Below are 15,671 nucleotides of genomic sequence, written 5' to 3' on the forward strand. Positions count from 1 at the left end.
CTGCATTGCATGAGCAATTTCGTCAACTAAGGCTCTGGAAAGACAAAATCAAAACTGCGTTGCTGCTGATAATCGAGATTCAATCCGATGTGGCTGGCGGTGCGCAGATTGACCGCCGTCAGCACCTCGCGCAACGGCGACACCCCGCGCTTGCGCGACTCTCCCGAAAGCACGCTCAAGGCGGAACTGGCCAGGTCGCGCCCTAGTCCCAGGTTATTAGGATACAAGGCGAACATGACGCCTTTCTTGACATGCAGGAAGCTGCTGGAAAACACAGGCAAGCCTCTGCTCCAGGATTCTTTCAGGACCAGCGGCAGGATGGTTTCATCATCTACCGTGGTGGCATCCTGGGGCAGCCAGATGGCGTCCTGCCGACTGTCGGCGACGGCGAAGGCAGCGTCGTAGAGGTGCGCCGCCGAGGCCAGGTCATGCGCTTCACGCGTGACCAGTTCCAGCCCCTGCGCCTTGGCTGCCTCGCGCGCCAGCTTGATCAGCCAGTCGTTATGCTGCGGGTCGTAGATCACGGTCACCCTTTTTATGCCGGGCAGCAGCCTTTTCAATAGTGCGAACAGCAGGGCCGGATCCGGCGTCAGGCTGATGCCGGTCAGATTGCGGCTTTCGCTTTCCGGCACCGACAGCACCCCGCCGACCACCACCGCGATGTCCGGCGTCAGCCCGGATACAGCCTTCAATCCTTGACGCCCTAGTGCAATCACCACCCTGACGCCGCCGCGCGTCAATTGCGCGCTGAGATCGCCGGCATTGCTGTTTGGCCCGACGGGATAAATGCTTATCTGTACCTTGGCTTGCTCCTGAATGCCTTCGATTATCTTGGAAAAGATGCTGCGATACGGCTCGCCGATATCCGGATAAATGACAGCGATCGCGCCTTTGCCGTCCAATACATCCTGTCGCCGTGGCGCGTCCAGCGTGGCCATGGTGGCGATGATCAGCGGCTGGAGCTCGCGGCGCACCACCTGCGCCTCGGCGGTATTTTCACGCCAGTCGGGCAAGCGGTTGACGACCGCGCCGGCGCGACCGCCAGGATCCTGGCCGGCGCTTCCCTGGGCGGCGAGGCCGAACGTGCATGCCAGCGAAAGAAGCAGGCCGGCTGCGATCCGCAATACAGCGGTGCAGGATATCCTGCACCGCTGCATCAGCACGGACGACTCACAGTTTGTGCTGAAACTGCACATAGAAAGTACGGCCTGGCAACGGGAAATCGAATGGAATGTTGCCTGGGGCGAAGCTGGGCTCCCTGGCATCTCGATTAAACACGTTCAACACCATCACGCTGGCACTCCAGTTGCCAATCAATTTTTCCTTGCGCACATTCAAATCCAGAGTGGTGTAGTCGGGCAGCTGGGGACGGGTATCGCCCGGCTGCCGCTTGCGGTCAGTGACGCGATTGATCGTGCTGCCGAATTGCCATAGCGGTGCGAAACGCCAGTCGGCGCGGCCGAACCAGCGCTGACGAGGCGCCAGGCCGGCATCCTGGCCGGTGGTCTGGTCTGTGGAATGCTGCAACGAATAGCTGCCGGACAAGCGCAGATTGCGCGTCGCGTCCCAGGTGGCTTCCATTTCCAGGCCGCGTCCGGTTTGATCGCCCGTGTTTTGCGCAGTCGAGCCGCTCGAAGGGTCGGCGTTCGGCACAAACTGGATGATGTTGTGCATGCGGTAGTAAAACAGGCTCAGGTTGGTTTGAAGCGTCTGGGTAGGCTGCCACGAGAACGCCAGTTCGCGGGTAGCAATGGTTTCCGGCCTGAGGCTGGGATTGCCGATGGTGACCGGATTGTTGATGCTGTACTGCTCGGTGAACGACGGTGCGCGGAAGGCGCTGCCATACAAGGCCTTGATCGAAAAATTGTAAGCAGCGTCCCAAACCAATGCCAGGCGCGGATTGACGGTGTTGCCGAAATCGGAATAGCGATCCTCTCGCACTCCGGAAGTCAGCGTCCAGTCTTTCGCCAGAGTCCACTCGTCCTGCGCGAACACATAACTGATGGTGCGCTTGTGGGGAGTCAGGTATACGTCGCTGGTGCCGCTGACATCGACGACGCTCGCAAGCGGAACGAATTCGACCCCAACCCCGGGAACCGCCACGATCTTGAAGTTCTTGCTTTCGCTGGTCTGGTACAGGTTTTCAATCCGATAGCCGGCGCCGAGCCGGATCCGATGCTTGTCGAACCCGGTATAGAAACCGGACACGCTGAATTGACTGTCGCGTTCAGCATGCCCCGGATTGCCGATCACCCCGTTCGGGAAAGCGCCAGCGAAAGCGCCTGGCGGGAACAGCACAGTTGGCGGCGACGCCGGCAGCTCGTTGACGTCTTTCACCGACGCTTGCGCCGTGACATCCCAATTGCGGAAAAAATTGGGGTTGGAGTAGGTCAGGTCTGCATTCCAGCGTTGCGCCCGCACCCGCGCGCCGGGATCGAGGCTGTTGGCCAGCCCGGCGCCGGTGCCGGTTTCCTGATCCTGGTAGCCGGCGCGCAAACGCCATAGCTCATAGGCGATGTCGACCTGCATATCCAGGCTGTTGCGCATGAGCTGCTCGTGTCCAGGGGCCAGCGAAGCGCGCGTGCCGAAGATTTTGTCGAGGCCGGTTTGCGCGTCCGCGTCTATCGTTTTATTCGCGCCGCCGGTGTGGCCCGCGCCAAGGTAGAAAGCGACATCCAGCGGCCCCATTTTCCCGCCGTGCTGAAACCAGGCCTCATGCGTATCGAATGATCCAGCCCGTGCGCCATACGCGGTGCCATTGATATCGGCCGCAGTCTTGGTAATGACATTGATCACCCCGGCGAAAGCATCGGCGCCATACAGCGCGGATCCAGGGCCGCGGATAATTTCGATGCGGGCGATATTCTGGACTGGCACGCCGCCCCAGGCGAAGTCGCGGTTGCCGAGAAAAGCATTGTTGATGGGGATGCCGTTCACCAGCATCAATGTCTGCGGGTTGTATTGCGTAGTGATGCCGCGGAAGGAATAGATCGGATCGTTGTAGAGGCCGGAGTAAGACACATGCAAGCCCGGCACGCTTTCCAGCGCCTGGTTCATATTGGTCGCCCCCATGGCCTGGATATCCTGGGCGGTTATCACCGAGGCCACCGCCGGCGCCCGGGAAATATCCTGCTGACTGCCGGTGGCTATGCTGACGAACGCTTTGTTCCCGTAAGAAAGCACCAGATCGTCTTCATCTGCATTTTGCTGTGCCGCAGCCGCAGCGGCGCTCAGAAACAGGATGGCAGCACATGGAATTCGAGATTGCCAGCGGTTTTTCATTGTTGCTCCATTTAATGGAACTCAAATATCGTCAGAAGATGTCGCCTCACCATCCCTCGCCTCCTCCTATCGACTACCTTATTCTTGCTGCCAGAGCCGCCGTCCGGGTCCTTCATAACGCAGCTGTGAACAACGCAGCGGAAATGTCGCTCCTGCAGGGCGTTCGCTGGCTTCCAGATAGCAAGGAGGCATGCCGGCCATAAACGATGGCAGCAGGAACAAGTAGCACTCTCGCGGCGAGAAGCCCATATCCAGCGGAATGGCCACGACTACGGCTGCATAGTTGATCGGTAGCCGCCGTCCCATCTGCAACAGCTGCCGTTCTATGTCAAAGGCCAGTCGAAGATGCGGCCCCTGCGGTATTTTTTCGCCTTCTATGCGCGCCAGAATCGCCGGAATGCGTTCATCCACCTGCAATGTCGCCACAGGGCGGCCATATCCCAGGATGCGCCGATGCTGCAGCAACTCTTGCTGCAGGACTGCTTCCAGCGACTCGCCTCCATTGATGCGGCCATGGGCCCGGACCAGGAAATCTGCCGCGGCGAATTCCGGTTGCCATCCATAGATGCTGGCTTCCGAGACCGCGATGGCGGCGGCGACGCCGAGCGCGCCGGTACTGCGGGCACTCCCCGCCAGGGCGGCAACACGGTTGTTCCACAATCGCGGATCCGGGTAACTGGTATAAGTCCAGAGAGCATGCAGGACGGCTATTTGCTCCTGCGAGTATCGGCGGCCGGTAATACCGAAGGTATACAGTGCGATCCAATCCATGTCTTTCAGATCCGCATGCAGATCGTGTCCGCGGAATACCGCGCGCTCTCCAGGAAAACAGGCGCCCATCCTGGTGCGCAAAGGGCCTTCATAGTCCAGCAAGACGTTGCTCATGCTTGCTCCTCGCGGAAAGCGGGACCGGGATCGTTTTCCAGATCCAGTTCAAAGAAGGGAAACTGACGGAAACCCTGCCTGCCTTGTTCCAGGGCGTGGATGGCGGCTCCCGGGAGGCGCAGCAGCAAGGCCAGCATCTCGCCTTCGCTTGCGGAAAAATCCATATCGGCAAGCGCAGCGGCGGCCACGCCGGTCATTGCCAGCGGATGGCCGGCTATCGTTTCCAGCGCCTCTCTTTCTTGCGACAACCAAGCCAGGCGCCCCGCAGGCATCATCGCAGCCAGATGCGAGAGGGTCTGGCGCACCGGATTGGCGCAGCGTTTTCCATAGGGATCGAAGCCAGGGGGATGCTCCGGCTCCGGCCATACTTGCAGGCGGGTCGGCGCGGCCGGGCTGGCAAGAGCGAAGCGCCAGTTTGCAAGTTCGGTTCCATTATTCTTCCATGCCTCCAGCGCCAGGAAGATTTCTCTTGCGCCGCCATGTGAACCAGCGCCGACCGCCAGCGCGGCCATGAGCACGGAGGCAGCGGTTGAGCCGCCGACTCCGGCTGCCATCGCCGCGTGCACGGAAGGATCGCGCGGGCCGGGATTGGCCAACGCTACGGCCAGCATTTCCAGGACTGCGGTCACAGCCGGTTCCGGGCGTTCGCCTTTGAACAGAAGGTACAGATATTCGACATAAGTGATCTTGCCGAGCAAATCGCCATAGACATCGTAACCTCGGCAATAGCAGGCTGCGGCGGCGAATGGATTGTCCGCTTCAGCTTCTTCTTGCCAGACGCTGCTGCGAATGCTGTGCCGGCTTTCTTTATCGCTCATCTGATCCCCTGTCCGAAGAAAACTGTTAAAGCAGGCTCATGCCGCCATCGACCACGATTTCCTCGCCGAGCACATAGGCAGCGTCGTCCGAAGCCAGGAACAAGGCGACCTTGGCTACTTCTGAAGGATGGCCGAAACGCTTGCTCGGGGACTTTTGCGCAATCTCGGCTTTTATGCTGTCGGCGACGTCGGGCGGCAGGCCGAATCGATCGAAGATCGGGGTGGCGATGGGACCAGGACTGATCGCATTGATCCGGATCCCGCGACTGACCAGTTCCAGTCCCAATGACTGCACCAGGGAGCGCAAGGCGGCTTTGCTGGCGCCGTAGACGCTGAAATTCGGCGATCCCAGCTGGTTGGCAATCGAGGTGGTGACAATGATGGACGCCGCGGCGCTGAACAGCGGCAACGCTTTCTGGATAGTGAAGAATGCGCCTTTGAAATTGGTCCTCATGATGTCGTCAAACAGGGTTTCCGAGACCAGCTCCATAGGCGCTGCCGCGGCAACGGCGGCATTGACGAACAGCACGTCCAGGTGCGTGAAGCGGCGTTCTACCTGCTGCATCAAGGATTCGATTTCGGCCAGATTTCCGGTATCGCTGCGGATCGCCAGGACATCGCCGCCTAACTCATCCCGGGCGCGCGCCAAGCCGTCCGGATCGCGTCCGGTAATCGCCAGGCGGGCGCCATGCTCCAGGAAAAGCTTGGCGCTTGCCAAGCCGATCCCGCTGGAACCGCCTGTGATGAGTACAGTCTTGCCGTTCAGTTTGCCCATGTCTGCTCCTTATAGATTTCCGGCCAGAACCCGCATGCGAAGATTGATCGGAGGCACCTCGTCGCGGTCTATCAGCACGTCCAGCAGCGTCGGCCCCGGCCGCGCGCACATCGCAGCGATATCCAGCTTGACCAGATCTTCAGGCGCGCGAATGGTATAAGCTGCAGCGCCCATGGCGCGCGCCATGGCAGCGAAATCGGTAGGCGGCAGATCGCAGCCGATATGCTCTGCTTCCGCCAGCCGCTGGCCATGCTTGACCATTCCCAAGGCCTGGTCGTTGAGTACGACGAAAATGACGGATAGCTTTTCGGCGACGGCTACCGATATTTCCTGACCGTTCATCAGGAAACTGCCGTCACCGGTAATGCACACCACTGGCATTTTCGGATTGCCGATGGCGGTGCCGATCGCGCCGCCGATAGCCCAGCCCATCGGCGCAAAATTCATGATGACGCGCAGCCAGCCGCCATAGGTCTTGCGTCGCCCCGGTGCGCGCGTGCTGCCTCCCCCGCCCTGGCGCCTTTCGGATATGCGCCTGTCCCGGGGTTGCAGATAATGAATCGCCCAGGCGGCGCTATTGCCGGTATCGGCAAGGAAACGCGTGGTCGGCGGAAATAACCTGCTGAGCTCACGCATCAGCCGCTGCGGAAGGATCGGTATGACGCTGCTCTCGTATTTTTTGGGAGCAATCAGCATCGTCTCAGGCTCCCAATGGTCGCTATGCTGCTTGCGGGCGAAGCGTCTCTGTTCATACTCGAAATTGCCGGAGCGGCGAACATCCTGCATGTGCTTGATCAAGCGATTGAAGATCGACAGGATCCGTCCCCGCATGTGAAAACGCGCCATTGGGCTCTGGCTGAGATGCTCCTCGGTGTCATCAATATGCACCAGCCGCGAGTTGAGCAAGCCGTCGCTCCAGCCGCCGCTGCTCCACTCCCCCAAGCCGGTGCCTATCGCCATGATCAAATCCACCGACTTGTCGCGTAAGGCCGTCTCGGCGGAAGCGTGGCCGGCGAAACCGAATACGCCGCGAAAAAGCGGATGACGCGGATTCACCAGGCCCTTGCCGTCTGGCGTAGTGATCACCGCAGCGCCGCTCAGGTCGGCAAATTCCAGTATTGAGCCAATCGCTTCGCAGCAGCCCACGCCTACCAGTAAGACGATATTTTCCGCTTTGGAGAGCATCAGAAGCAGCGTTGCCAGCGCTTCGTCGTCAACCGACGATGATGGCTGCAAAAGCGCCTGCAAATTGTAGGAAGGGACTAATTGCGTATTCGGACTGCGAAACACATCGACAGGTATGCTTAAGTGCACCGGTCCGACAGGCGTGCGGATGGACCGCTGCAAAGCAGTCATGAGCTTGTTTTCGAACTGCTGCGGATGGGATATCAGAGAGTTGTAGTGGGTGCAGTGCTGCAGCATGCTCAGCGTATCGACGCCGGTGCAAGTCGACTCTTGCAGAGGATGTTTGCCGAAAGTCGGCAAGGCTGGTTGCGCCGTGATCACCAGCATGGGGATATTGTTATCGTAGGCGCAAGCCACCCCGGTAATCAAATTGGTGGAGCCGGGGCCGGAGGTGGCGCAGCAGACGCCGATTTTGCCGGTTTCACGGGCATAGCCGTCGGCCATGTAGGCAGCCCCGGCTTCGTGCCGCGCCAAGACGTGACGCACTCCGCCCCTGCGGCCGCTTCTGGCAAGGGCATTGAAAAAAGGCTCGATGGCGCCGCCAGGAACACCGAAGACGCATTCGATTTCCATCTGCTCCAGATAGGCCACCAGCAGATCGGCTACTACCATGGGCGACGCGGAAGGCCGCTCCCAATTCTTACCCGGCATATCGCCATACACCGGAAAATTATCAGCACCCATATCAAATCCCTTCTTGATGGCGGGAAGATTGCTGCGGTACGTCGATGCACGTCGGACATTCTCGCGGGCGCCAGTGCCGGAGAAATATTGCCATACGGAAATTAATTGTAGCCTTCTCTTAGCAAATCGCAAAGCAAATAATCAAATCAAGTCGCTCTGACAACGATCCGGTCTTGAGTACTGGATGCCCAATGTTGCCGTTTTCTTCAAATATTGCCACCTATCAATATTGACAGCTATTTTTCTGAGATCTAATGCATTAATGTTAATAAGCGGTTAATGGTTATTGAACTGCCCTGCCATCGGACGCAACCTGCTATTCACTAGGGGAAAACCAGCCATGGTCATCGCCATGCCGTAGGCTCCACCTGGAATTGCAACGCGCCGGCCTGCCTGCCAGGCGATGCAATCCGCCTATGACGCCATTGGCCGCGTCTGCATCAACCGGCAGATCGCTATCAACGGCGACTGCACGGTCAACAGCATCACGACTGGCGGCGCACCGCTCATCCTGGCGGCGGCATCTCCGGCTTGCAATATGGCGGCATGCAGCGCAAGCCGGCTGGCCGCATATCAGGAGGCAACCCATGGTGAGAAAATCGCTTATCTTTTTCGTATTCAGCACGATGCTTGCAGGCCAGCTGCATGCTGCGGATCCGGGAATTTCCGACACCGAAGTACGCCTGGGCATGGTTAACGCGCAATCCGGGGCCGCCGCCGGGCTGGGCCAAGGCATGCGGGTTGGCGCCATGGCGGTTTTCAACGATATCAACGGCAACGGCGGGATTCACGGACGGCAGATAAATTTGCTGGTGGACGACGATGCCTACGATCCCAACAAGGCAATCGATGCAACATTGAAAATGACGGAGGAAATGAATGTCTTTGCTTTGTTCGGGTATGTAGGAACGCCAACCGCAAACGCTGTCCTGCCTATTATCAAGGACACGAAAATACCTCTCGTGGGGATATTCAGCGGAGCGATGTTTTTACGAAAGCCAGTCATTCCGGAAGTGTTCAATCTGCGCGCCAGCTACGGAGATGAAACGGAAATCCTGGTCGATCATTTCATCAAGGATAAAGGCGCCAAACGCTTTGCAGTCTTTTATCAAGACGACGGATTCGGCCTGGCGGTGCTGGCCGGAACAGAACAGGCATTAAAACGGCGCAACATCGACGTTGTCGCCAAAGCGACTTTCCAGCGCGGCACGATTGCCATCCAGGCCGGGCTCGCCACCCTGATCGAGAGCAGGCCTGACGTGGTGATCATGGCCGGTCCCTATACGCCTCTGTCGGCATTTATCAAAGATGCGAAGAGAGAGGGATTGAATGCCAATCTGGCGACCGTGTCCTTCGTCGGAACAGACAATCTGGTGAAGCTATTGGGAGTCGACGGCGACGGCGTCGTCATATCGCAAGTAGTCCCTTTTCCAGAAAATCGCGGCTTGCCGCTCGCTAGAGAATGTGCAACCTTGATCGAAAAATACGCCCCAGGGGAAAAGCTCGGATTTGTTAATTTCGAAGGATGCATTGCCGCCAGGGCCATGGCAATCGCCCTGGAAAGAAGCGGCTCGGGATTGACGCGGCTGGGACTCATCCGCGCTCTCGAATCGATCAAGGGATTGGATATCGGCGGCATGCAGCTTAACCTCGGGCCGGACAATCATCAGGCCTCGAACTCAGTTTTTTTGACCAGAATATCGCAAGGAAAAATAACCTCGGTTGAGACCATTCCAAAATAGCAGATGCGATGTCCAACCTGACAGAGAAGTTAGGCGTTAAAAAACGAGGTCTTCGTGAAAATAAAAACGAAACTGATGGCGAGCACCGGATTGCTGTTACTGGGGGTGATGGCGATCTCCGTGACAAGTCTCATCGCTTTAACCGCTGTTTCTTCAAGCGTATACAGGCTGACCGACGAAGCACTGCCCTTGCAATTGAAGACAAGCGAACTGCAGCGGACAATCGAAAAAATGTCAGCCAATTTTTTCACGCTCGGCATGTCCACTGATCGTCAGCAACAAGCGCAATCGTCTGCGGCGATCAATGGCAATATCAAATCGCTCGAGACCATCACGCGCGATATCCAGAAGCTGGACAGGCAAGGCATGGAGATCAATCCTGCCTTGTACAGGGACATGCAGAACAAGATGAACTTGGCGGTCAGCGACCGCTTAAGCGATACCGAAATATTCAGAGACGAGGCTCGCAACGTTAAAGGCACGTTAACAAATATAGAGCAATCGATAAGCACCGTTAAGACTAGTATTGACTCGCTGAATATCCAGGCAGAAAAAGTGGTCGCCGCGGCACAGCAAGAAAATCTTTCATCGAACCAGATCATCAAAGAATTCAGCAGCATCAGGCTGCACGTGAAAGACTTGATCATCATCGTGGGCGAGCTTGAAACCGTAAAGAACCGCTATCGGCTCACCCCCCTGGTGGAGCGCATGAAAGCTGCGGAAAATGCGATAAAGAATATTTCTTACACCCAGGATGACACGACAAAAATCAAGGAAATAGGCGATTCCGTTTCTGCATTGATTGAGCGCGTTCTCAACAACAAAAGCGGATTGATTGCCTTGCGCGCCAAAGTATTTGCGAACATCAGCGCAGAGGCCGATTATTTTTCGGAAAAGAAAAACATCATCCAGGAATTGGAGTCCGTTGACGCAAAGATATCCGAGGCCATCGATCCGATTGAAATGCAGCTCGTCCGCGACCGCCACGAGCTCGAAGCTGCCAATGCTTTCCTGCAGCAAGCGACACGCGTGAAAGACGCTGGAAACGCCATCACCGTCGATGTCAACGAGCTCAATAGCGCAATTGCAGGCGTGATCCTGAGCGAATCGGAGAGCCAATTCAAAACCAGCGTGGCCGTTGCAAGGACCGAAGCCAAAGAGTTGCAGGAGAGCGATTCCTTATTCAGAAAGGAGCTGCTGGAAACGCGGAAAAAAAAATACATTACCGATGCAAATGCCATCAGCCGGCTTATCCGGGTACTCATTGAGGGATCTGAAAGAATCATCACGGCAAAGGCGCGCGTGCTTGTAAGCGACGTTGCGCTGCGCGAAATCGTCGAGCAGGTGAATGTCGTCTCGCAGGGAAGAATGGCTTACAGCGACTTGCAAGTGGAAAAAATCGGCGAGCAGCAGCAAGGCGTGGTATCGAATGTTCAAGGTTCGGTCAATGCATCGTTTATCGTCATCATGGTCGCGACATTATTGCTGGGTTTCTGCGGCATCGCCGTCAATACGAAAATCGGAGCCTCGATCGTTCGTCCGCTTTCCCGTTTATCCACCACTATCGAACGCATACGAGGCGGCAAGGATCTCTCTTTGCGGGTGCTCGAACACGGCTCGGACGAAATCGGCATACTGATCAACGGCTTTAACAGCATGCTCGAGAATATCGACCAGCGCGATACCCAGCTCAAGCTCGCGACTGCGGAAGCGCAGGCCGGAAGCCGCGCGAAGTCGGAATTTCTTGCCAAGATGAGCCACGAAATCCGCACCCCCATGAACGGCGTGCTGGGCATGACCGAATTATTGCTGCGCACCGATCTCAGCGCCAAGCAACAACGTTTCGTCAACTCGGTGTACCGCTCCGGCGAATCTCTTCTGACAGTGATTGACGACATCCTGGATTTTTCAAAGATCGAAGCCGGCAGGCTGACATTGGAACAAAACGAATTCAATTTGCGGCAGACGATTGACGATGTCATTGTCTTGCTTGCTCACAGCGCGCATCGCAAGGACCTCGATCTCATTTGCCATATGGCAGACAATTTGCCTCAGAATGTCCAAGGCGATTCGGTGCGCCTGCGACAAGTCATCACGAATCTGATCAACAATGCGATCAAGTTCACCGACCACGGACAAGTAGTGCTGGACGTGCGCTGCGAGGACCAGGACCGTGTCTGTTTTACGGTATCCGATACGGGCATAGGAATAGCGCCGGGGGTCGCAGCGAATCTGTTCCAGCCTTTCCAGCAAGCGGACAGTTCAATTTCACGTAAATATGGCGGGACCGGACTGGGCTTGGTCATCACCAAGCAGCTCGTCGAAATGATGGGCGGGACAATCGAATTGAAGAGTTCGCCAGGTCAGGGGTCGATTTTTTCGTTCACCTTGCACTTTGAGCGGCTAGCTGAGGCGGCCGCCACCCATGCTTCTGCCATGCGGGCATCGCTAGCCGGGGTGAAAATACTGATCGTCGACGACAATGCGACCGACCGCAGCATCCTTCTGGAGCATGCGGGTGAATGGAAGATGGATGCCGCAAGCGCCTCGAGCGGCGCAGAGGCGTTGCAACAGTTGCGCGCCGCCGTGGCCAATGACGCCCGCTTTGATGTCGCCATCATCGACGTCTGCATGCCGGTCATGGATGGCGCTGCTCTCGTAAAAGCGGTCAAAGCCGATGCTTCCCTGGCTCAACTGAAGATCATCATGCTGACTTCGTTCGACACCGTCGACGACATCAATCTTGCCCGCAAGCTGGGGGTCGAATACTGCTTCAATAAGCCTGTGCGTGGAACCGATCTCTACGACGGCATCGTCACTGCAATGGCAGGAAATGCGCCAAATGCCGCGCGGCCCACGCTGACGGCGATCACTCCGGCATGCGCTCCGGCCGACAGTTCAGCTTCCCGTTCTCCTATGACGGTCAAAGTTTTACTGGCGGAGGACAACACAATCAATCAAGAAATCGCTGCAGCAATGCTTGAGGATACCGAGTACCACGTCACCATCGCTGAAAACGGTCATGCGGTGCTGTCCATGCTTGCTGCGGGCGATTTCGATGTTGTATTGATGGATTGCCAAATGCCGGAAATGGACGGCTTCCAGGCCACGCGCGTGCTGCGGCGCCAGGAACACCTCACCGGCTGCCCGCGCATACCCGTCATCGCGCTTACCGCGAATGCAATTGGCGGCGACAGAGAACGCTGCCTGGAAGCCGGCATGGACGACTATATATCGAAGCCGTTTCGTCGCGACATACTGTTGAAGACGCTGGCGCACTGGACACAAGCCGCAAAAATCGCGCCGAGCCCCGTATCAATTGCAGACGAGGCGCTGACCACGTCATCCGCGATGGAAGCTGTCATCATCGACCCTAAAGCGCTGCAGGCACTGCGCTCGCTGCAAAGACCCGGGCGTCCTGACGTGCTGACCCGGGTTGTCGATCTGTTTATTCTTGACGCGCCCCGCTTGCTTGCCGCAATGCGCAAGGCCGTCGCGGAAAATGATGCTGAGGCTTTGCGGCATGCGGCGCATACGCTGAAATCGACAAGTGCGAATGTCGGCGCCGTGGCGCTCGCCGCGAACTGCCGTGAAATCGAACAATTGGCGCGATCCGCGAATGTTGCAGCCGCCGCCGCACCATTGGATGGCGCGGTGGGAGAACTTGATCGCGTCCTTGCAGCACTTGCATTGGAAAGGGTTGCCGCATGAGCCAAGAAACCAACAGCCTTACCCTGGTGCTTGTCGTGGATGACGATGCGATGACCCGTATGCTTGTCGTCGAGGCGCTCGAGCCGGAGGGTTTCACGGTGGCGGAAGCAGCCAGCGGCATCGAAGGCATCGAGATGTTCCGGCGGCTCCAGCCTGACATCATGCTGTTAGACGTCAGCATGCCTGAGATGGACGGATTCGAGTGCTGCAAGCGCATACGTGAATTACCTGAGGGAAAGCGGATACCGATTGTCGTCCTCACCGGAAACGACGATGACGAATCGATTACGCAGGCATTTAAAGCCGGCGCTACTGATTTTCTTTCCAAGCCCATGCGCTGGAAACTGCTTCCGCATCGGGTGCGCTACTTGCTGAGGGCAAGCGAAGCATTGCAGGACCTGGCGCGCAGCGAGGCCAGTCTCACATATGCTCAGGGATTGGCCCACGTGGGAAACTGGGAATATGACCCGGAAAGCGCTGACGGTTACTGGTCTCCTGAAATCTATCGAATTCTGGGGCTCGACGAAAATAACACGCCGCCCCGTTTCGAATCGCTGCTGCAAGCGGCGCCCAACGATGAGCAACCCAAATTGATTTATTGCTTCATGAATCTACGTACCGAGGGCATCAGCTATAGCCTGGAGCACCGCATCACGCGCCCCGACGGGGACCAGCGAATTGTTCTCCAGCAGGCGGAAGCGTTGCGCGAGCAAGGCCGGATCCTGGCGCTGCGAGGCACTTTGCAGGACATCACCGAACGGAAGATGCACGAAGCAAGGATCGAGTACCTGGCCAACCATGACGCGCTTACCGACCTGCCCAACCGCAACTTGTTAAGCGACCGCATTACACAGTCAATCGCTCATGCGAATCGTAACGGCCAGCATATGGCTGTGATGTTTCTCGATCTGGATCGATTCAAATTCATTAATGACAATTTCGGCCACCCCGCGGGAGACAGCTTGCTGAAAGCCGTTGCGACCAGGCTGAAAGCGGCGACGCGCGAAGAGGATACCGTAGCGCGGCTGGGAGGAGATGAGTTCGTCATCATGCTGCCGGCTTTCAGCACTCCCGATAATACGGAGACTGCGGTACGAAGAGTACTAGAGGCATTTTCCGCGCCCTTCTCTGTCGGCGATCACGAACTGCATATCACGACCAGCATCGGGGTGAGCATTTATCCGGAGGACGGCGGCAATAGCGAGACCTTGCTTAAAACGGCCGATGCCGCCTTATACAGCGCGAAAGAAAAGGGCAGGAATTGCTCCCAGCTCTATACCCGCGAGATGGGCGTCCAGGTAGAGGAACAGGCGGAGCTCGAAAATGCACTGCGCCTGGCTGTCCTGCAGCATGAATTCGAGCTCCACTATCAACCCAAGGTCGACCTCAAAAGCCGCCGTGTCAATGGCGTTGAAGCGCTGCTGCGCTGGCGCCGTCCAGGAGTTGGCTTGATCCCTCCGGATAGCTTCATTCCGTTGGCAGAAGAAACGGGATTGATTGTACCGATAGGCGAATGGGTATTGAGAACGGCTTGCGTCCAGGCCAAAGCCTGGCAAGCCGCCGGGCATCTTGAGTTAAGCATGGCCGTGAACGTGTCAGCGCGCCAATTCCGGCAGCAAAATGTTATAGAACTGGTCCGCAGCGCTCTGCTTGACAGCGGCCTTGCGGCCGAATACCTGGAACTGGAGCTGACAGAAAGCGTGCTCATGCGTGATCGAGAGACTGCGGTGAAAACCCTGCGCAGCCTCAAAGAGATAGGCGTGGTTCTAACGCTGGACGATTTCGGCACCGGATATTCGAGCCTCTCCTATCTCAAGGAATTTCCCTTCGACGTAGTGAAGATAGACAAATCGTTCATCTCCGACGTGACGAATAGCGTCGATGGCGCTTCGCTCACCAAATCTATCATTGCCATGGCCGAATCTCTTCATATGACGACCGTTGCCGAAGGAGTCGAGACGGAAGGTCAATTGGGATTTTTGAGCAATAATCGCTGCGACACCATGCAAGGCTACTATTTCAGCCGCCCATTGCCGATAGACGAAATGGATGCGCTGCTTGGCGCAGGAACGCATCTGCCGAGCGACAACCGCCCCAGCGATCCGCTCAAGCGCACTCTGCTGCTGGTCTGCAACGATGAAGAAATACTGGCCTCCCTCAATCGTCTTTTACTTCCCGACGGCTATCAAATCTTCAGCACAAGCAGTCCGCTTGAAGCGTTGGAACTGCTGGCGATCCATCCTGTCGGCGTCATCGTATCCGACCTGGGCAAGCCGGAAATATCCGTCGTCGATCCCTTAAGCCGCGTCAAGGGACTTTATCCGAATATCGTCCGCATCATGCTTTCCGGCTATTCCGAAATACAGCTGGCGACTGGCGAAATCAATGAGACAACCGTTTATAAATTCCTGACAAAGCCGTGGGACGACCGGCTGCTGCGGCGGCATGTCGGAGAGTCGTTTCGTCGCTACGAAGCACGCACAAAGCCTAAGAATCCGGTGCAGGAATTCAAACCCAATGCACCTGCTCTGAAATGAGGAATCGCGGTACGCCGAACGAAAATTTTTCTTGAAATGCAGCGGTTTTTGA

9 protein-coding genes are annotated in these 15,671 nt (G+C 57.2%); 3 read left to right on the forward strand and 6 right to left on the reverse strand.

Translation table 11 applies throughout. The features are described 5' to 3' along the window. Positions 1–26: 26 nt before the first annotated feature. The 6 genes from KHU30_RS21780 to KHU30_RS21805 form a co-directional block, all read right to left on the reverse strand. Positions 27–1,124: an ABC transporter substrate binding protein gene (locus KHU30_RS21780; RefSeq protein WP_230427521.1), complete on the reverse strand. Its 1,098-nt coding sequence runs from the start codon at positions 1,122–1,124 to the stop codon at positions 27–29. Positions 1,125–1,170: 46 nt separating this feature from the next. Continuing rightward, positions 1,171–3,282 carry a TonB-dependent receptor plug domain-containing protein gene (locus KHU30_RS21785; RefSeq protein ID WP_211444700.1) on the reverse strand — a complete coding sequence of 704 codons (2,112 nt, stop codon included), beginning with the start codon at positions 3,280–3,282 and terminating at the stop codon, positions 1,171–1,173. 78 nt (positions 3,283–3,360) lie between these two features. Beyond that, positions 3,361–4,167: a citrate synthase family protein gene (locus KHU30_RS21790; protein ID WP_211444701.1), complete on the reverse strand. Its 807-nt coding sequence runs from the start codon at positions 4,165–4,167 to the stop codon at positions 3,361–3,363. Then, positions 4,164–4,985: a citryl-CoA lyase gene (locus KHU30_RS21795; RefSeq protein WP_211444702.1), complete on the reverse strand. Its 822-nt coding sequence runs from the start codon at positions 4,983–4,985 to the stop codon at positions 4,164–4,166. The genes KHU30_RS21790 and KHU30_RS21795 overlap by 4 nt, the downstream gene beginning before the upstream one ends. Positions 4,986–5,010: 25 nt before the next feature. After that, positions 5,011–5,760 carry an SDR family oxidoreductase gene (locus tag KHU30_RS21800; RefSeq protein ID WP_211444703.1) on the reverse strand — a complete coding sequence of 250 codons (750 nt, stop codon included), beginning with the start codon at positions 5,758–5,760 and terminating at the stop codon, positions 5,011–5,013. 9 nt (positions 5,761–5,769) lie between these two features. Then, positions 5,770–7,629 (reverse strand): thiamine pyrophosphate-binding protein, encoded by a 1,860-nt coding sequence (locus KHU30_RS21805; protein ID WP_230427522.1) that lies wholly within the window; start codon positions 7,627–7,629, stop codon positions 5,770–5,772. Between the two features lie 587 nt (positions 7,630–8,216). Here KHU30_RS21805 and KHU30_RS21810 point away from each other — a divergent pair. Genes KHU30_RS21810 through KHU30_RS21820 form a run of 3 tightly spaced genes read left to right on the forward strand, consistent with a single transcriptional unit; the run spans position 8,217 to position 15,619 of the window. Next, positions 8,217–9,371 (forward strand): ABC transporter substrate-binding protein, encoded by a 1,155-nt coding sequence (locus tag KHU30_RS21810; RefSeq protein ID WP_211444704.1) that lies wholly within the window; start codon positions 8,217–8,219, stop codon positions 9,369–9,371. A gap of 54 nt (positions 9,372–9,425) precedes the next feature. Continuing rightward, on the forward strand, positions 9,426–13,082 hold the full coding sequence (locus tag KHU30_RS21815; RefSeq protein ID WP_211444705.1) for a response regulator: 3,657 nt from the start codon (positions 9,426–9,428) through the stop codon (positions 13,080–13,082). After that, positions 13,079–15,619 carry an EAL domain-containing protein gene (locus KHU30_RS21820; RefSeq protein ID WP_211444706.1) on the forward strand — a complete coding sequence of 847 codons (2,541 nt, stop codon included), beginning with the start codon at positions 13,079–13,081 and terminating at the stop codon, positions 15,617–15,619. Before KHU30_RS21815 ends, KHU30_RS21820 begins: the two co-directional genes overlap by 4 nt. Positions 15,620–15,671: the final 52 nt, after the last annotated feature.

Source organism: Collimonas humicola (assembly GCF_018304945.1).
In the GTDB taxonomy this organism is placed as follows: Bacteria; Pseudomonadota; Gammaproteobacteria; order Burkholderiales; family Burkholderiaceae_D; genus Collimonas; species Collimonas humicola.

Bases quoted from the DNA above. Each gene is read 5' to 3' on its own strand.
- KHU30_RS21785 (WP_211444700.1), bottom strand. From the start codon at position 3,282: ATGAAAAACCGCTGGCAATCTCGAATTCCATGTGCTGCCATCCTGTTT.
- KHU30_RS21790 (WP_211444701.1), bottom strand. From the start codon at position 4,167: ATGAGCAACGTCTTGCTGGACTATGAAGGCCCTTTGCGCACCAGGATG.
- KHU30_RS21795 (WP_211444702.1), bottom strand. From the start codon at position 4,985: ATGAGCGATAAAGAAAGCCGGCACAGCATTCGCAGCAGCGTCTGGCAA.
- KHU30_RS21800 (WP_211444703.1), bottom strand. From the start codon at position 5,760: ATGGGCAAACTGAACGGCAAGACTGTACTCATCACAGGCGGTTCCAGC.
- KHU30_RS21805 (WP_230427522.1), bottom strand. From the start codon at position 7,629: ATGGGTGCTGATAATTTTCCGGTGTATGGCGATATGCCGGGTAAGAAT.
- KHU30_RS21810 (WP_211444704.1), top strand. From the start codon at position 8,217: ATGGTGAGAAAATCGCTTATCTTTTTCGTATTCAGCACGATGCTTGCA.
- KHU30_RS21820 (WP_211444706.1), top strand. From the start codon at position 13,079: ATGAGCCAAGAAACCAACAGCCTTACCCTGGTGCTTGTCGTGGATGAC.